A 20,074-nucleotide genomic window follows, 5' to 3' on the forward strand; every position below is an offset into this window, starting at 1 on the left:
GACAATGCCCGAATGCTTTTCGACCTGACTGACCCGGCCCTGATGAACGACCGGTACAACTATTATCGGCGGCTGCGGGAAACAGAGCCGATCCATCATTCACCGCACGGCTTCTGGACACTCGCCCGCTACGCCGACGTCGATGCCTTCCTGCGCGCGCCGCAGACATCGGCGGCCGTCCCCGAGGACCCCCTGTTCACCGCCCTGCGCGGCGGCCGGGACGCCCCCGCCATGCGCAGCATGCGGCGGTGGATGGTGGTGAAGGACGGCGCCGAGCACCGGCGGCTGCGCCGCCTGGTGGCCCGGGCGCTCACTCCGAACGCCGTCGAGGGACTGAGGCCGGAGATCCACCGGATCGTCAGCAGCCTGATCGACGAGCTGGGCGAGGGCGAGATCGACCTGATCGGCCAGTTCGCCACGCCGGTGCCGATCGCCATCGTCTGCGGGCTGCTCGGCATCCCGGTCGAGGACGCCGGGCGCTGTCTGGAGTGGACGAACGCCATCGCGAACATCGTCGACCCCCTCATCACCCCGCAGATGCGCATCGCGATGAACCGGGCGGAACCCCAGTTCAACGCCTACATCCGGGAGCAGATGGAGCTCCGGCGCAGCCACCCACGCGACGACGTCCTCTCCATGCTGATGCGGAAGGACGCCAACGGCGACGGGCTGAGCGACGAGGACGTCATCGCCCAGGTGCTGCTGCTGTTCAACGCCGGCCACGAGACCACGGTCAACGTCATCGGGAACGCGATCCACTCGCTGCTCACGCACCCGGACCAGCTGCGGATCCTGCGCGAGCACCCCGAACTCGTCGAACCCGCCTTCGAGGAACTCGCCCGGTACAACGCCACGGTGCAGATCATCGCCCGGCAGCTGAGCGGCGACCTGGTCCTCGACGGCACCGTCATCCCGGCAGGCTCCTCGGTGCTGGGCATCACCGGGTCCGCGCACCGCGACCCGGCCAGATTCGAGGAACCGGACCGGCTGGACGTGCGCCGCACCGGGGTGAGGTCGCTCGCCTTCGGCTCGGGCCCGCACGCCTGCATAGCCGCGATGCTGGGCAAGGCGGAGGTCTCCATCGCCCTGACCGAACTCCTCCGGCGGTACGAGACCATCGAGTTCGCCACGGACGACCTGCGGTGGCACACCCGCTTCAGCTTCGTCCTCGGGCTCAAGAGCCTCCCGCTGCGGGTCGCGTACCGCCGGTAGCCGACCGAGGTTGAGCTCGGGCTTCAGTCCGAGCACGTCCCCGTGATCGCCCGGCCGCCACCGCGACCGGCCGGCGGTGGGCCGTAGCCCACCGCCGATCACCCTCAACCGAGTTCCTCCAGCCACCTGCTGACCGCCATGGCGGTCGTCCCGCCGTGCTCGCGCATGATCGTGAAATGGTTGCCCGGCACGTCGACAGCCGTGTGCGGCAGGCTCCAGGAGGCCCGCCAGTCCTCTTCGCGGTTCCACTCCCCGATCGGCTCCGACGCCCGCACCACGAGCGTCGGAGCCTGGATGGCCCGGGGCTGGAACAGCGCGAACATCCTGCCGTACCAGGCCTGCGCGGTGAGGCGGATGTCGTTCATGGGCACGTACAGGTCCTCACGCTGGAACATGCCGTCGTTGAGCTCGTTCTTCCACTCCTCGTACACCGGCTGGTCCAGCTGGTAGGCGTCGACGAGGACGACACCGGCCGGCACGACGCCCATCTGTTCCAGCCGGTAGGCGAGCGCGTGGGCGAACAGACCGCCGCCGGAGTGTCCGACGATCACGAACGGGTCGTCGCCCACGCTCTCCAGCAGGGTCTTCGCCTGCCAGGTCAGCACCGCGTCGGGGCCGGACGGCAACAGCTCGCCGTCACGGTAGCCGGGCACCGGAAGCGCGATGACGTCGCGCTCCCCGCGGAACGGCGTGGCGAACCGGGCGAACTCATGAGGTCCGGCCACAGCTGAGGTGCCGCACTGGCCGATGATCCGCAGCCGCCCGTCACCACGGGCGAGGAAGACAGGAGCCGGCGACACCTCGAGTTCGTCGGGGTCCTCGAACTTCGGGCGGAAGCTCGCCGCCTCCATGAGGAACTCCATGAACTTGCCCAATCTGTCCTCGCGCGCGGCCTCCTGCAGCAGCGACCGCAGGATTCCACCGCCGCGCGATCCGGCGTCGGGGCCTGCCTCGGCGTCGTCGGTGTCAGGGCCGAGCAGTATCTGCTGCACGTGTGCGGCCAGTGCGGCTGGTGTCGCGTGCTCGAACACGATCGCACTGGACAGCGGCACACCGGTGGCGACCTGCAGCGCATTGCGCAGCTCGACCGCAGTCAGGGAGCTCATACCCAACTCGAGGAACTCGCGGTCCGGCTCGACCGCCTCCACGTCCGGATAGGCGAGTACGGCGGCCGTGTGTGCCCGGACCAGGTCGAGGGTCGCTCGGCGCCGCTCGGCGCGTGGCAGCTTCTCCAGCCGCTCGCGGAGGTCGCCGGGACCGTCGCCCTCACCGGCCGTCGTGCCGATGCCGCGCAGGCGGCGCACCTCGGGCAGGTCGCTGAGCAGGTGCCGGTCACGGTCCTCCGTGTATGCGGCGGCGAACCGGGGCCAGTTGACGTCGGCGACGACCACGCCGCCGGCGTCGGACCGGACCGGAAGCCGTCCGAGGACACCCGCCGCGGCCTCCGGCGGCATCGCCCGCAGGCTGCTCTGCCGCAGCCACTCCAGCTCTTCCGGATCACCGGCGGCGGAGTCCGTCCACGGCCCCCAGGCCACCGAGACCGCGGCAGCTCCCCCCGCGCGCCGGTATGCGGCCAGGGCGTCGAGGTAGGCGCCGGTGGCCGAACGGGTCACCTGCCGGGCGTCCCCCCAGACCCCGCTGACCGAGGCCAGCAGCACGAACGCGGTCAGGTCGAGATCGATGGTGAGCTCGTGCAGGTGCCGGGCACCGGCCACGACGTGGTCGATCACGTCGATCCCGGCGGTGCCCAGAGCCGACGGCTCGGTGTCCGAGGCGATCTCGGGCGCATACACGACGGCGGCCAGCGGCTGCTCGCCGGGGATCTCCGCGAGCACCCGTGCCAGAGCGGCACGGTCCGCCGGTTCGCAGCCCACGACCGTCACCTGCGCCCCACGCCCGGTCAGGTCGGCGACCAGTTCGGTCACGCCGCGGCCCGCCGCGCCCTCCCGTCCGGTGAGCAGCAGGTGCCGCACCCCGTTGTCGGCGAGCCAACGTGCCGTTCCCGCACCGATCACGCCGGTGCCGCCGACCACCAGTACGGTCCCGGATTCGGGCCAGCGGACCGGCTCGCCGTCGGTCACGGGGTTCGCCACGTCCGGCACCAGCCGGGGCACCCGCATCTGCTGGTCACGAATGGCCAGTTGCTCGGGTCCGGCCAGCAGCGCGGCGGTGAACAGCGGCCAGTGACGGGCAGCCGGCTCCTCGGGCAGGTCGATCAGGCCGCCCCAGCGGTCCGATCCGGCGCGGTCGATCGCACGGCCGAGGCCCCAGAGGAGCGCCTGTGCGGGATTGCGGACCGGGTCGGACGCACCGGTCGACACCGCGCCCGAGGTGACGCACCACAACCGGGCGTCGATACCGGCGTCGCGGAGCGCGTGGGTCAGCTCCAGCGTCCCCTCGACTCCCGCCCTCTCGTCGCTCGCGCCGAGCGACATCAGCGACACCACTCCGGCGAGCCGGTCGGATTCGACGAGTGCGTGCTTCAGCTGCTCCGTGAGGCCCTGCCGTGTCATGCGGGCACCGTCAACAGGCAGGCGCACCACGGTGGCGCCGGCGTCGGCCAGTGCGGCAGCGATCTCGGTCCGCGGCTCGTCGATCGACGTGACGAGCAGCCAGGTACCGGGGTTGCCCGTGGCGACCGGCAGATCGGCGCTCGGCTTCCAGACGATCCGGTAGCGCCACGAGTCGAGCAGCGAACGCTGCTGGTGACGCTGTCGCCACTCGGACAGGGCGGGAAGAGCCGATTCGAGTCCGGGCAGTTCCTCCAGATCCCCGCGCTCGACGGCGTCCCAGAACGGGGCGTCCGCCATATCGGCAGCGGTCGTCTTCACCGGCTGCGGCCAGTACCGTTCGCGCTGGAAGGCGTACGTCGGGAGCTGGGTGCGGTGGCCGTTGAGTACGGCGGGCCAGTTGACGTCGATGCCGGCCTTCCAGGCCTCGCCCAGGGAGGTCAGCACTCGGCGCAGCCCGCCTTCGTCACGCCGCAGCGTGCCCAGTACCGCAGCTTGGACGTTCGCCGCGTCGAGGGTCTCCTCGATGCCGACCGTGAGTACCGGATGCGGGCTCACCTCGATGAAGGTACGCATCCCCTGTTCCAGCAAGGTGCGGACCGCGTCCTCGAACTCCACCGTGGAGCGCAGGTTGTCGAACCAGTACTGCGCGTCCAGGCGGCTCTCCACCAGCCGGCCGGTGAGCGTGGAGAACATCGTCACCGTGCCGCCGACGGCCGGGGACAGCTCAGCCAGATCCGTCAGGATCCGCTCACGCAGCTCCTCCATCCGTGAGGAGTGCGACGCGTAGTCCACCGCGATCCGCCGCGCCCGGATCCCCCGCCGCTCGCACTCGGCCATCAGCTCCTCGAGGGCACCGACTTCCCCGGACACTACGGTGGACGAGGGGCCGTTCACGGCCGCCACCGACACCCCCGCCCAGCCCGAGACCAGATCCCCGACAGCCTTCCGGTCCGCGGCCACCGAGACCATCGCGCCACCACCGGCCACCGAGACCAGCGCCTTCGACCGCAGCGCCACCACCCGCGCCCCGTCCTCCAACGAGAGCCGGCCCGCCACACACGCAGCGGCGATCTCCCCCTGCGAGTGACCCACCACCACCGACGGCACCACGCCCGCCGACCGCCACACCTCCGCCAACGCCACCATCACCGCCCACAAGACCGGCTGGACCACATCCACCCGGCCCAGGTCCCCGCCCTCCAGCAACACCCCGGACAACGACCAGTCCACAAACGGCGCCAGCGCCGCCTCGCACTCCAGCAAGCGCTCCCGGAACACGTCCGAGCACTCCCACAACTCCCGCGCCATGCCCACCCACTGCGCACCCTGACCCGGGAACACAAACACCACACCACCCGAAGGACCCGCCCCACCGGCAGAACCCGCGCCAAGCCCCGTAACGACCCCGGACAGACCGGCCAGCAGCTCTTCCGGTCCCTCACCCACCACCACCGCACGATGCTTCAGCGCAGCCCGGCCGGTCGCCAGCGACCATCCCACGTCCGCCACGTCCAGCTCCGGCCGATCCGCCACGAACGACCGCAACCGCTCCGCCTGTGCCTGCAACGCCTCCGCAGACCTCGCCGACACCACCCACGCCGACACACCCGAATCAGGTGACAGCACACCCGGACCGGGCAGCTCCGGAACCAGCTCCGGTTCCTGGACCGGTGCCTGCTCCAGAATCACGTGTGCGTTCGTCCCGGACATCCCGAAGGAGGACACCGCCGCACGCCGGGGGCGATCATCGATCTCGGGCCAGGGACGTGCCTCGGTGAGCAGTTCCACCGAGCCCGCCTCCCAGTCCACCTGCGGCGACGGCTCGTCGACGTGCAGGGTGGCGGGCATCAGGCCATGTCGCATGGCCATGACCATCTTGATCACACCCGCGACGCCCGCGGCGGCCTGGGTGTGGCCGATGTTCGACTTGACCGAGCCCAGCCAAAGCGGTTCGTTGCCCTCGCCGCGGTCCTGACCGTAGGTGGCCAGGAGGGCCTGCGCCTCGATCGGGTCACCCAGCCGTGTGCCTGTGCCATGGGCTTCTACCGTATCGATGTCGGCGCCGGTCAGCCGGGCGTTGGCCAGGGCCTGCTGGATCACTCGCTGCTGGGATGGGCCGTTCGGTGCTGTCAGCCCGTTGGACGCACCGTCCTGGTTGATCGCACTGCCGCGCATCACCGCCAGCACCTGATGTCCGTGGCGCCGGGCGTCGGAGAGCCGCTCCAGCATCACCAGACCGACGCCCTCGGCCCATCCGGTTCCGTCGGCGGCCGCCGCGAACGCCTTGCAACGTCCGTCACCGGCCACGCCGTCCTGCCGGTCGAATTCGACGAACGCTCCTGGCGTGGCCATCACCGTCACCCCGCCGGCCAGTGCCACTTCGCACTCGCCGCCTCGCAGTGCCTGGGCGGCCAGGTGCAGGGCCACCAGCGACGAGGAACACGCCGTGTCCACTGTCACGGCCGGACCTTCCAGCCCGAACGTGTACGAGAGGCGGCCGGAGATGACACTGCCTGCGGTACCGGTCAGCAGGTGGCCTTCGGTACCCGGTACTCCCGCGGCTCCGTATCCGGACGAGGACGCGCCGGCGAACACGCCGACGCTGCGGCCATGCAGTGACTGCGGATCCATTCCGGCCGACTCGAACGTCTCCCACGCGGTTTCCAGGAGCAGGCGCTGCTGCGGGTCCATGGCCAGTGCCTCACGCGGGCTGATTCCGAACAGGCCGGCGTCGAACCCGTCCGCGTCCTCGACGAACCCGCCCAGGCCACCGGCGATTCCTGACACCTCCACCGGCCAGCCGCGGTCCGCCGGGAACACCGACAGTCCGTCCACCCCACCGGCCACCAGGTCCCACAGCTGTTCGGGCGATGTGATCCCGCCCGGGTAGCGGCAGGCCATGCCCACGATCGCCAGTGGTTCGTCAGCCGCACCCGTCCGGGTCCGCACCAGTTCCACAGGCTGGGCCACGCCGAGCAGTTGGGACTGGAGGTACTCGGCCAGAACACGCGGCGTGGGGTAGTCGAACACCAGCGTCGCGGGCAGGGCGAGCCCGGTGTGAGTGGACAGCACATTGCGCAGCTCGACGGCCATCAGCGAGTCGAAGCCCAGATCACGGAACGCCCGGCCCGGCTCCACCGCTCCGGCGCCGGAGTGACCCAGCACCCTCGAAGCCTGTTCCCGTACCAGGTCCAGCAGTATCTCCTGCTGCCGTACCTCGGACACGGCCGTCAGTTCATTGCGCAACGGCAGCTCTGCGCCGAGAGTCCCGCCGTCGGCAGTGCCGGACCGGTCGGTGGCCTCGGGCAGGTCGGCGAACAGCGCACTGGACCGGGCCGAGGTGAAGGCGGGAACGAAGGCGGGCCAGTCCACGTCGGCCACCGTCAAGGTGTCCGGTCCTGCGTCGATCGCCTGGGCCAGTGCCCGCATCGCGAGCACCGGGTTCATCGTGTTCAGCCCCCGCCGACGCAGGTAGTCCTCCGTCTCACCCAGCGTGGCCATTCCCACCTCGGCCCACGGGCCCCATGCCACCGACGTGCCCGCGAGTCCACGATCGCGGCGGTGCTGCACCCAGGCGTCCAGGAACGCGTTGCCTGCCGCGTACGCACCCTGACCGCCGCTGCCCCACGTCGCCGAGATCGACGAGAAGACCACGAACAGGTCTATCGGCAGACCGGCCGTCAGCTCGTCCAGGTGCACGGTCCCCTCGGTCTTCGCCCGGAGCACGGAAGCGAACACCTGCGGTGCGGCCTCTTCCAGCCGCTGCGGAGCGTCCAGGCCGGCGGTGTGCACGATGCCGGTCAGTGGCCATTCCGCCGGAATGGCGGCGATCACCGCGGCGAGGGCGTCCCGGTCGGCGACGTCGCACGCGGCTACGGTGACCCGGGCGCCGGACTCGGACAGTTCCTCCACCAGGCCCTCGGGTGCCACGCCGCCGCGGCTGGTCAGCACCAGGTGCGGCACACCCCGGCCGGCGAGCCAGCGCGCCACCATGGAGCCCAGCGCACCGGTGCCTCCCGTGACCAGCACCGTTCCCGACGGACTCCACGTCCCGCTGGTCGGTGCCACGGGCTCGGCCCGCAGGACGCGCCGGCCGTGGACGCCGGACCCGCGAACGGCGACCTGGTCCTCGCCGCCGTCGGCCAGGACTCCGGCGAACCGGGCGGCGGCACGGGCGTCCAGTTCGGCTGGCAGGTCGACCAGGCCGCCCCATTGCTGGGGGAACTCCAGCGCGGCGACCCGGCCCAGGCCCCAGACGGCGGCCTGGCCAGGGCTGCGCAGCGGATCCGACTTCCCGGTCGACACCGCGCCACAGGTTGCCACCCACAACGGCACGGATGCCTGCGCATCAGCCCAGGCCTGCACCATCGACAGCACGACCGCGAGAGGTGCATGAATGCCACTGTGCGCCGGCAGGGTGGCCTCGGCGGCATCGGCCAGCAGCACGACACCGGACAGGTCGTGGGCTTCGCCGGCAAGGCGTTCGAGTGTCGCCGCCAGGTCCTGCCGCCCTGTCGAACCGTCGTCGAGGGGCACATTGATCACTGAAGCCCCGGCCCCGGTCAGCGCCGCGGCCACATCCGTCCGCCCGGAACCGACGACCACCCATGTCCCCGTCAAGGACGCCGTGGGCGGAGGGCCGGTGAGCGGCTTCCATGTGACCCGGTACCGCCAGGAGTCCACGACGGAGCGTTCGCGTCGTCGTCGCCGCCAGGTCGACAGCACCGGGAGCACGTCGCCGAGCGCGGCGGGGGCTTCGGACAGTTCCAGTTCGGTGGCCAGTTGCTGGAGGTCTTCGCGTTCGACGGCGTCCCAGAACCGGGTCTCGGTCAGGTCGCCGTTACTCGGCGCGGCGGTGGGTTCGGCGGCCGGCTCCGGCCAGTACCGGGCGCGCTGGAAGGCGTAGGTCGGCAGGTCGACGACGCGGCCGCCCCAGCCGGAGAACACGGCCGTCCAGTCTACCTCGGTGCCGGTGGCCCACAGGCGGCTGATCGCGGTGAGTGCGGTGTCGGTTTCGTCGCGGTCCTTGCGCAGGACGGGGACGAACTCGGCGTCGGAGGTGGTGTTCTGGGCCATGGCGGACAGGACGCCGTCGGGGCCGAGCTCCACATACCGTGTCACGCCCATGGCATCGATGGCGGTGACACCGTCGGTGAATCGCACCGGCTGCCGCACTTGGTTCAGCCAGTACTCCGGCTGCTGCATGACACCGGGTTCGGCGATGGCTCCGGTCAGGTTCGAGACCACTGGGATCCGGGCCGGGTGGTACGTCAGTCCGGACAGGACGGTCGCGAATTCGCCCAGCATCGGTTCCATGAGGGCGGAGTGGAACGCGTGCGACACGGACAGGACGTTGAACCGTAGGCCGCGGGCGGCGCATTGGGCTGCGTAGTGCTCGATGGCTTCGGTGGTGCCGGAAAGGACTACCGAGTTGGGGCCGTTGACGGCGGCGATGTCCAGGCCGGAGTCCGCAACATCGGCTTCGGTGGCCTGGACGGCGAGCATGCCGCCGCCGGCGGGCAGTGCCTGCATCAGCCGGCCGCGTTCGGCGACCAGGGTGCAGGCGTCGTCCAGGTCGAGGATGCCCGCGACGTGCGCGGCGGTGATCTCGCCCAGGGAGTGGCCCAGGAGCACGTCCGGGGTCACGCCCCAGGACCCCACCAGCCGGAACAGGGCGACCTCAAGAGCGAAGAGGCTCGCCTGCGCCCACACGGTGTGGTCCAGGTCGGTGCCGTCGGTGAGGACGTCGCGCAGCGGGCGTTCCAGGCGGACGTCGAGCCGTGCGCACACCGCGTCAAAGGCTTCCGCGAACACTGGGAACTGCTTGTACAGCCCGAGGCCCATGCCGGTTCGCTGGGAGCCCTGGCCGGTGAACAGGAACGCGGTTTTGCCTTCGCCGGCGACACCTGTGGCAAGCACGTCACCGTCGGCCAGGACGACGCGGTGCTGGAGTTGGTTCCGGGTGGTGGCCAGGGACCAGCCCATGTCCACCGGGTCCAGTTCCGGTCTCTCCACGACGAAGGACCGCAGGCGTTCGATTTGGGCCTGCAGGGCGGTGTCGGACTTCGCTGAGACCATCCACGGCACGAGGCCTGGCGTCTGCTGTGTCGGAACAGTCGGCTGGGGTTCCGGGGTGGGGGCTTGTTCGAGGATGACGTGTGCGTTGGTGCCGCTGATGCCGAAGGAGGACACAGCGGCGCGGCGGGGCCGGTCGTCGGTTTCGGGCCAGGGGCGTGCTTCGGTGAGGAGTTCTATCGCGCCGGCGGTCCAGTCGACCTGTGGGGTGGGTGCGTCGATGTGGAGGGTGGCGGGCATGAGTCCGTGGCGCAGGGCCATGACCATCTTGATGACGCCTGCGACGCCTGCGGCGGCTTGGGTGTGGGCGATGTTGGACTTTACGGATCCGACCCAGAGGGGTTCGTGGTTGTCGCCCCGGGTTTGGCCGTAGGTGGCCAGGAGTGCTTGGGCTTCGATCGGGTCGCCGAGACGGGTGCCGGTGCCGTGGGCTTCGACGACATCGACGTCCGAGGTCGTCAGGTGCGCGTTGGCGAGAGCCTGCTGGATGACGCGTTGTTGGGAGGGGCCGTTGGGGGCGCTGAGGCCGTTGGAGGCGCCGTCCTGGTTGACGGCGCTGCCGCGCAGGACGGCGAGGATCTGGTGGTTGTTGCGGTGGGCATCGGAGAGTCGTTCGACGAGGAGGAGGCCGACGCCCTCGCCCCAGCCCATGCCGTCGGAGGAGGCGGCGAAGGACTTGCAGCGGCCGTCGGAGGCGAGTCCGCCCTGGCGGTCGAACTCGGCGAACACACCTGGGCTGGCCATCACGGTCACACCGCCGGCCAGCGCCATGTCGCATTCGCCGGTGCGTAGGGCTTGTGCGGCCAGGTGCAGGGCGACCAGGGATGAGGAGCATGCTGTGTCGACGGTGATCGCGGGGCCTTCCAGGCCGAACGCGTAAGAAACCCTCCCCGACATGACGCTGGTCGCGTTACCGGTCAGCAGATGACCCTCCGCGCCCTGCGGCATCTGTGTCCCGGTGCCGTAGCCGGATGCGGTGCCGCCCACGAACACGCCGGTCGAAGACCCGCGCAGCCTGCCGGGGTCGAGAGCTGCCGACTCGAACGCCTCCCACGCTGTTTCGAGCAGGAGCCGTTGCTGTGGGTCCATGGCGAGGGCTTCGCGGGGGCTGATGCCGAAGAGGTCGGCGTCGAACTCGTCGGCACCATCGAGGAACGCACCCCAGCCGGCGATCGAGGCGGGCCAGCCACGGTCCGCCGGGAACGGGCCGACCGCGTCGCCCGCACTCTCGACCAGGTTCCACAAGGATTCGGCGGAGGTCACACCGCCGGGGAAGCGGCAGGCCATGCCCACAATCGCGACCGGCTCATCGGCGCCGATCGCAGTTGACACCGGTCGTGTCTGCGACGGTGCGCCGGGTTCGGTCCCCGTGAGTTCGACCAGGAGGAACTCCGTCAGCTCCAGTGGGGTGGGGTGGTCGAAGACGAGTGTGGTGGGAAGCCGCAGGCCCGTGACTGACTGGAGGCGGTTGCGTACTTCCACGGCCATGAGGGAGTCGAAGCCCAGGTCTCGGAACGCCCGGGACGCCTCCACCGATTCCGTGCCCGCATGCCCGAGGACCGCCGCCGCATGGGTGCGCACCACGTCGAGCACCAGTTGCCGGCGTTGCCCGGCGTGCATCCCGTCGAGCTGCTGCCGCAGACCGGCCGACCCGTCGTGCTCGTCCGACGAGACCGGCCTGCTGATGGCTTCCGGCAGGTCGGCTAGCAGCCGGCTGGGGCGGATCGCGGTGAATGACGCGGCGAACGTGGGCCAGTTGATGTCGGCGACCGTGAGTCCCGACTGGTCGGCGTCGACGGCTGCCGCGAGGGCGCGTATGGCGAGTTCCGGGTCCATCGGCGACATGCCACGCCTGCGCAGAAGCTGCTGTGTGTCCCCTTGGACGGCCATTCCGGCGCCGTCCCAGGGTCCCCAGGCCACCGACGTTGCGGGCAGGCCCCGCTCCCGGCGGTCCTGTGCCCAGGCGTCGAGGAACGCGTTGCCGGCTGCGTAGGCGCCCTGGCCGGCACCGCCCCAAATGGCGGCGCCGGAGGAGAACACGATGAACAGGTCCAGCGGCAGGCCGACTGTCAGCTCGTCCAGGTGCACGACACCGTCGATCTTCGCGCCGACCACCGCGGCCGTCGTGTCCCGGTCGGCCACCTCCAGCAACTGCGCATCCCCGACACCAGCCGCATGCACCACACCCGTGAGCGGCCACTCGGCGGGAACACCAGAGATCACCTCAGCCAGCGCATCCCGGTCGGCCACATCACACGCGACGACGCTGACACGAGTGCCGAGCGCGGCCAGCTCTTCCACCAGGCCCTCCGGCGCCACGCCGCGGCGGCTGGTCAGCACCAGATGCGGCACACCCCGGCCCGCTAGCCAGCGCGCCACCTCCACACCCAGCGCACCGGTGCCACCGGTGACCAGCACCGTCCCCGAGGGCTGCCATCCCTCATCCGCCACAGCCGCCGGCACTGCGTGTGCCAGCCTGCGCCCGTACACCCCGGAGCCGCGCACAGCGACCTGGTCCTCGGCAGCGTCGGCAAGAACCGCGGCCAGTCGGCCGGAGGCTCGGGCATCGAGTTCTGCCGGCAGGTCGATCATGCCGCCCCAGCGCTGCGGGAACTCCAGGGCAGCGACCCGGCCCAGACCCCACACCGCAGCCTGCACCGCATCGACCACCCGGTCCGAGGCGCCCACAGCGACCGCACCCCGCGTCGCCACCCACAACGGCGCGTCGACCCCCGCATCACCCAGCGCCTGCAACAGCACCGTCAGATCGGTGAGTTCGTCGACCACACCGCCACCGGCAGCCGCCCGGCCGGCCGAAGCCGACCCGGCCACCAGCACCACACCACGCACGTCCCGGACCTCGGCGATCCGCACGGCCAGAGCGGCACGGTCCGACACCGCGTCCACCGGCAGGCCCACCACCTCGGCACCCGCCCCCGTCAACGCCCCGGCCACATCGCTGCCTTCAGGCCCCACTACCAACCAGGTGCCCGACAGGGTGGCGGTTTGCGTGGCCTCCAGGGGCTTCCACACCACCCGATAGCGCCAGGTGTCGATGACGGACCTCTGCCGTCGCTCCCGGCGCCATGACGCCAGCGCAGGAACCACCGACCCCAGCAGTTGCGGGGCCTCCGACAACTGGAGCGTGCCCGCGAGCTCGTCGAGATCACCGCGCTCCACGGCATCCCAGAACCGGGACTCGACCGCATCCACCACCCCGGCGGTGCCCTGGACCGACGGCGACGGCGACGGCGCGTCCAGCCAGAACCGCTCATGCTGGAACGCATATGTCGGCAAAGAGACTTGACGGCCGGTGAGCACCGCAGTCCAGTCCACGTCGACGCCTGCCGTCCACGCTTCGCCCAGGGAGGACAGGACGCGCCGCATCCCGCCCTCACCACGCCTCAGCGTGCCCAGGACCACGGCCTCGACACCGACCGCGTCGACCGTCTCCTCAACGCCCACGGTCAACACCGGGTGCGCGCTGACTTCGATGAACGTACGCATGCCCCGTTCGAGGAGGGAACGGACCGCGGTCTCGAACTCGACCGTGGAGCGAAGGTTGTCGAACCAGTACTGGGCGTCGAGATCACCGTTGACAGCGTCACCGGTCAGCGTGGAGATCATCGGAACCGTACCCACAACCGGGGACAACCCGGCCAGATCCGCAAGGATTTGTTCCCGGAGCTGGTCCATGTGCGGCGAGTGGGACGCATAGTCCACCGGGATCCGGCGCGTGCGGATGTCACGCCCCTCGCACTCGGCCATGAACTCGTCCAAGGCCTCGGCGTCGCCGGAGACGACAGTGGAGGACGGGCCGTTCACCGCCGCCACCGACACCCGGCCGGCCCAGCCCGACGCCAAGTCCTCGACCGTCCCGAGCCCGGCCGCGACCGACACCATGCCTCCGCCGCCGGCGATGGCGACCAGTGCCTGCGACCGCAACGCCACAACGCGCGCGGCGTTGTCCAACGAGAGCCAGCCCGCCACACACGCGGCGGCGATCTCACCCTGCGAATGGCCCACGACCGCGGACGGCACCACGCCCGCAGACCGCCATACTTCGGCGAGGGCGACCATGACCGCCCACAGCACCGGCTGGACCACATCCACCCGGTCCACATCACCGTCATGCAGGACGACGTCGGTCAGAGACCAGTCCACATACGGAGAGAGCGCGGTCTCGCACTCGGTCAGCCGCTCCCGGAACACAGGGGAGGTGTCCCACAACTCCCTTGCCATGCCAACCCACTGCGAGCCCTGGCCCGGGAACACGAACACCACACCACCAGAACCCGCGACAGACCCGACGGCCGTGGGCAGGGCGGCCAGCAGCTCGTCCCGGCTCTCGCCGACGACGAACGCGCGATGTTCCAGCGCGGCACGTGTCGTCGCCAGCGACCACCCCACGTCCACCGGATCCAGCTCCGGAGCCTCCGCCACGAACGACCGCAACCGCTCGATCTGCGACCGCAGCGCCGCCTCGGACTTCGCCGACACCACCCACGCTGACACACCCGAAGCCGGAGCTGTCGGAGCCTGGACCGGAACCCCCGGCGACGCCTGCTCCAAGATCACGTGCGCATTCGTGCCGGACATCCCGAACGACGACACCGCCGCACGCCGCGGACGCTCCACCTCGGGCCAAGCCCGGGACTCCGTAAGAAGCTCCACCGCACCCGCCGACCAGTCCACCTCCGGCGACGGCTCATCCACATGCAACGTCGCAGGCAACACACCGTGCCGCAACGCCATCACCATCTTGATCACACCCGCGACACCCGCCGCGGACTGGGCGTGGCCGATGTTCGACTTCACCGAACCCAGCCACAGCGGGCCGCCACCCTCACCCCGTTCCCGGCCATAGGTGGCCAGCAGCGCCTGGGCCTCGATCGGGTCGCCCAGACGCGTGCCCGTCCCATGGGCCTCGACCGCGTCGACGTCCGCACCGGTCAGCCGGGCGTTCGCCAGTGCCTGTCGGATGACCCGCTGCTGCGACGGACCGTTCGGCGCGGTCAGACCGTTGCTCGCGCCGTCCTGGTTGATGGCACTGCCGCGCACCACCGCCAGCACCTGGTGCCCGTTGCGCTCGGCATCCGACAGCCGCTCCAGCATCACCAGACCGACGCCCTCGGACCATCCCGTCCCGTCGGCCGCCGCGGAGAACGCCTTGCACCGGCCGTCACCGGCCAGCCCGTCCTGCCGGTCGAACTCGATGAACGCGCCCGGCGTGGCCATCACCGTCACACCACCGGCCAACGCCATGTCGCACTCGCCACTGCGCAGCGCCTGCGCCGCCAGATGCAAAGCCACCAACGACGAGGAACACGCCGTATCCACCGTCACCGCAGGACCTTCGAGCCCGAACGTGTACGAAAGGCGGCCCGAAATGACGCTGCCCGCGGTACCCGTGATCAAGTGCCCTTCGGCACCCGGTATCCCCGCCGCCCCGTATCCGGACGAGGCCGCACCGGCGAACACGCCCACGTTCCGGCCGCGGAGTGACCGCGGGTTCATGCCCGCCGACTCGAACGTCTCCCAGGCCGCCTCCAGCAGCAGCCTCTGCTGCGGATCCATCGCGAGCGCCTCACGCGGCGAGATCCCGAACAACGCGGGGTCGAAGTCGGCCACGCCGGGCATGAACCCGCCCAGTTCGACGATGCCGCTGGGCACGGCAGTCGGCCAGCCGCGGTCGAGGGGGAACGGTGAGATGCCGTCCGCCCCGTCGGCGACCAGCCGCCACAGCTCCTCCGGGGACGTCACGCCGCCGGGGTACCGGCAGGCCATGCCCACGATCGCGAGCGGCTCCTGGGGATCGACGTGCGTGGACGTCGTCGTCGTGGGGGAGTGGTCGGCCTCGCCGAGCACCTGCCCGATGAGGTACTGCACCAGCGCCAGCGGCATCGGATAGTCGAACACCAGGGTGGCGGGGAGCCGCAGCCCGGTCCGTGCGACGAGGAGATCGCGCAGTTCCACGGCCGTGAGCGAGGTGAACCCCAGGTCCTTGAACGCCCGTCCGGGGTCGACCGCCTGCGTGTCGGGGTACTGCAGAACGGTTGCGACCGCGGTCCGGACCATGTCCAGGAGGATCCGCTGGTGCTCGGCGACGGGGGTGCCGGCGAGCAGGTCCCGGAGTTCGGAGCCGGATCCGGCGCCCGAGCCGTTCCCGCGGACGGCGCCGGTGGCCGTCGCTTCGGCCGCTTCGGGGAGGTCGGACAGCAGCGGACTCGGCCTCACCAGCGTGAACGCCGCGGCGAACCTGGGCCAGTCCACGTCCGCGACGGTCACGCAGGTGTGCTCCTGCTCGATCGCCTGAGCCAACGCGCGCACGGCCAGGTCAGGGCTCATCGGCGACAGTCCCTGTCGGCGCAGCAGCTGTCCGGCGTCGCCCTGGACGGCCATGCCCGCCTCGGCCCACGGGCCCCAGGCGATCGACGTGGCCGGCAGCCCCCGGTCACGGCGGCTCTGCGCCCACGCGTCCAGGAACGCGTTGCCGGCCGCGTAGGCGCTCTGACCGCCGCCGCCCCAGGTCGCTGCGATGGACGAGAACACCACGAACTGGTCGAGCGGCAGGCCCCGGGTGAGCTCGTCGAGCAGGACCGTTCCCTCGACCTTGCTGCGCATCACCCGGGCCATCGCCTCCTGCCCGGTCCGCTCCAGCGCCTCGGGGTCATCGATCCCGGCCGCGTGGACGACACCGCTGAGGGGCCACTGCTCGGGAACGCCGGCGATGACCGAGGCGAGGGCGTCCCGGTCGGCGACATCGCACGCGACGACGCTGACGCGGGTGCCGAGCGCGCCGAGCTCCTCCACGAGGCCTTCCGGCGCCACGCCGCGGCGGCTGGTCAGCACCAGATGCGGGGCGCCGCGCCCCGCCAGCCAGCGCGCCACCACCATGCCGAGCGCGCCGGTCCCGCCGGTGATCAGGACCGTGCCGGCCGGGCGCCACTCCGGAGCGGTCCGGGGTGCCGGAGTGACGCGCACCAGCCGGCGTCCGTGGACGCCCTGCCCACGCACGGCGACCTGGTCCTCGGAGCCGTCGGCCAGGATGCCCGTGAGCAGGGCGCCCGTCCGGGCGGTCCACTCGGCGGGCAGGTCGACCAGACCGCCCCACCGGTGCGGAAGTTCCAGGGCGGCGACGCGGCCCATTCCCCACACAGTCGCCTGTGAGGAGTCCGCCGACCGGTCCGACGGGTTCACGGAGACCGCGCCCCGGGTCAGTACCCACAGCGGCGCGGTGACGTCACGCAACGCCTGTACCGAGACCAGTACGTCCGCCCAGCCGTCGGCGATCAGCACGACGCCGGCGACGTCCGGCTGGGAGGCGGCCTCGTCGGCCGGCGCGTTGACCACTGTCGCGCCGGCAGCACCCAGGGCCTGGACGACATTCTCGTCCAGGCGCCCGCACACCACCCAGGTGCCCGTGAGCGAAGCCGGGGTCGGCCCGGCGAGCGGCTTCCACGCGATCTGATAACGCCACGAGTCCACGGCCGCCTGTTCCCGCCGCTGCCGCCGCCACGACGTCAGCGCCGGCAGCGCGGCCTCGAGGCCCGCCAGTTCCCGCAGGTCCCCTCGCTCCACCGCGTCCCAGAAAACCGAGTCCGCGGCATCGGCGCGGGCCGGGCCGGCCCCCGGCTCGGGCCAGTACCGGTCCCGCTGGAACGCGTATGACGGAAGGGCGACGACGCGCGCGCCCCAGCCCGCGAACACCCCGGCCCAGTCGACCTCGACGCCGACCGTCCACAGCCGTCCGACAGCGCCGATCGCACAGGTGGTCTCGTCCCGGTCCTTGCGCAGCATCGGCACGAGCACGGCTTCCCCGGCGGTCTCGCGTGCCAGCCCGGACAGGACACCGTCCGGGCCCAGCTCCAGACACCGCGTCACGCCCATGGCATCCAGCGCCGCGACCCCGTCGCCGAACCGAACGGTCCGCCGCACCTGCTCCAGCCAGTACTCCGGACGCTGCATCAGCCCGGGTTCCGCCACGGTGCCGGTCAGGTTGGAGACCACCGGGATCCGTGCCGGGTGGTACGTCAGCCCGGCCAGCACCCCGGCGAACTCGTCCAGCATCGGTTCCATCAGGGCGGAGTGGAACGCGTGCGACACCGACAGCACGTTGAACCGCAGGCCACGGGCCGCGCACCGGGCCGCGTACTGCTCGATCGCGCCCACGTCACCGGAGAGCACCACGGAGTGGGGGCCGTTGACGGCGGCGACCTCCAGCCCGGAGTCGGCGACATCGGCTTCGGCGGCCTGGACGGCGAGCATGCCTCCGCCCTCGGGCAGCGTCTGCATCAGCCGGCCGCGCTCCGCGACCAGCACGCAGGCGTCGTCCAGGGACAGGATGCCGGACACGTGCGCGGCGGTGACCTCGCCCAGCGAGTGGCCCAGCAGGACGTCCGGGACCACACCCCAGGACTCGGCGAGCCGGAACAGCGCGACCTCGAGCGCGAACAGGCCCGCCTGCGCCCACATCGTCCGATCGAGACCTACCCCATCTGCCAGAACCTCGTGCAGCGGGCGCTCCAGGCGCGCGTCGAGCCGGGCGCACACCGCGTCGAACGCTCCCGCGAACACCGGGAACCCGGCGTACAGTTCCAGCCCCATGCCGGCGCGCTGCGAGCCCTGGCCGGTGAACAGCATCGCCAGCCGACCGGTGCTGACGACACCGGACGCCGTCTCCTCGGCGCCGGGGCCCGTGAGCACCGCGCGGTGTTCCAGAGCGGCCCGTGTCGTCGCGGTCGACCAGCCCACATCCACCGGGTCGAGGCCGGGACGTTCGGCGGTGAACGCGCGCAGGTTACGGACCTGTTCCTGGAGCCCGGCCGCGGTCTTCGCCGAGACCAGCCACGGCACCGTTACCGGCCGCACCACGCGAACCGGTTCCGCGTCCTCGACGCCATCGGGCGCCTGCTCCAGGATGACGTGCGCGTTGGTGCCGCTGATGCCGAACGAGGACACCGCAGCGCGGCGCGGACGCTCCGCTTCGGGCCAGGGTCGTGCCTGGGTGAGCAGTTCCACCGCGCCCGCGGACCAGTCCACTTGGGGGGAGGGGGCGTCGACGTGCAGGGTCGCCGGCATGAGCCCGTGTCGTAGGGCCATGACCATCTTGATCACGCCTGCCGCTCCGGCGGCGGCCTGGGTGTGCCCGATGTTCGACTTGACGGAACCGAGCCACAGCGGCTCGTCGCTCTCACCACGGTCCTGGCCGTAGGTGGCCAGCAGGGCCTGCGCCTCGATCGGGTCGCCGAGGCGGGTGCCGGTGCCGTGCGCCTCCACGACGTCGACGTCCGCGCTCGTCAGCCGGGCGTTGGCCAGCGCCTGCTCGATCACCCGTTGCTGGGAGGGGCCGTTCGGCGCTGTCAGACCGTTGCTCGCGCCGTCCTGGTTCACGGCGGTACCCCGCACCACGGCCAGGACGTGGTGTCCGTTGCGCCGCGCGTCGGAGAGCCGTTCCACGACCAGCACCGCCGCGCCCTCGGACCAGCCGGTTCCGTCCGCCGCTGCCGCGAAGGACTTGCAGCGCCCGTCCGACGACAGCCCGCCCTGTTGCGCGAAGTCGACGAATACGCCCGGCGTGGACAGCACCGTCACGCCGCCGGCCACCGCAAGATCACACTCGCGCGACCGGAGTGCTTGTGCTGCCAGGTGCAGGGCGACCAACGAGGACGAACACGCCGTGTCCAGTGTCACCGCCGGACCCTCGAGCCCGAAGGTGTAGGCCACCCGACCCGACAGCACGCTTCCGGCGTTGCCGGTGCCCAGGAAGGCCTCCACGCCCTCCGGCACCACACTCATGCTCGACGCGTAGTCGTGATACATCTGCCCCGCGTACACGCCGGTCGCCGAACCGCGGAGCGACATCGGGTCCAGCCCTGCGGACTCGAAGGCCTCCCAGACGCCTTCCAGCAGCAGCCGCTGCTGCGGGTCCATGGCCAGCGCCTCACGCGGGCTGATCCCGAACAGGCCAGCGTCGAAGTCTCCCGCACCGGTGACGAAACCACCCGTCCCGGACACGCCGCCCCAGGCCGCGTCCCAGCCGCGGTCGTCCGGGAAGTCTGTCACCCCGTCACCGCCGGCCGTGACCAGATCCCACAGCCCCTCCGGGGAGACCACACCGCCCGGCAGCCGGCAGGACATACCCACGATCGCGATCGGCTCGCGCTCCGCCGACTCGACGTTCCGGAGCCGCTGCTTGGTGCTGTGCAGATCGGCCGTGACCCGCTTGAGGTAGTCCCGCAGTTTCAGCTCGTCGGACATCAGGGCCTCGCTGT

General features: G+C 71.2%; 2 protein-coding genes. One reads left to right on the forward strand and one right to left on the reverse strand.

The annotated features are described in order from the left end of the window. Positions 1 to 12: 12 nt before the first annotated feature. The gene (locus OG257_RS32610; RefSeq protein ID WP_329213238.1) at positions 13 to 1,212 is read left to right on the forward strand and encodes a cytochrome P450; all 1,200 of its coding nucleotides are present in this window, start codon (positions 13 to 15) and stop codon (positions 1,210 to 1,212) included. A gap of 104 nt (positions 1,213 to 1,316) precedes the next feature. On the opposite strand, the gene OG257_RS32615 is transcribed toward OG257_RS32610, so the two are convergent. Then, entirely contained in the window at positions 1,317 to 20,060 is an 18,744-nt protein-coding gene (locus OG257_RS32615; RefSeq protein WP_329213240.1) for a type I polyketide synthase, read from the reverse strand. Positions 20,061 to 20,074: the final 14 nt, after the last annotated feature.

The organism is Streptomyces sp. NBC_00683 (assembly GCF_036226745.1).
Lineage (GTDB): Bacteria > Actinomycetota > Actinomycetes > Streptomycetales > Streptomycetaceae > Streptomyces.

Excerpts from the sequence above, each read along its gene's own strand:
- OG257_RS32615 (WP_329213240.1), bottom strand. The coding sequence starts at position 20,060 with ATGTCCGACGAGCTGAAACTGCGGGACTACCTCAAGCGGGTCACGGCC.
- OG257_RS32610 (WP_329213238.1), top strand. The coding sequence starts at position 13 with ATGCTTTTCGACCTGACTGACCCGGCCCTGATGAACGACCGGTACAAC.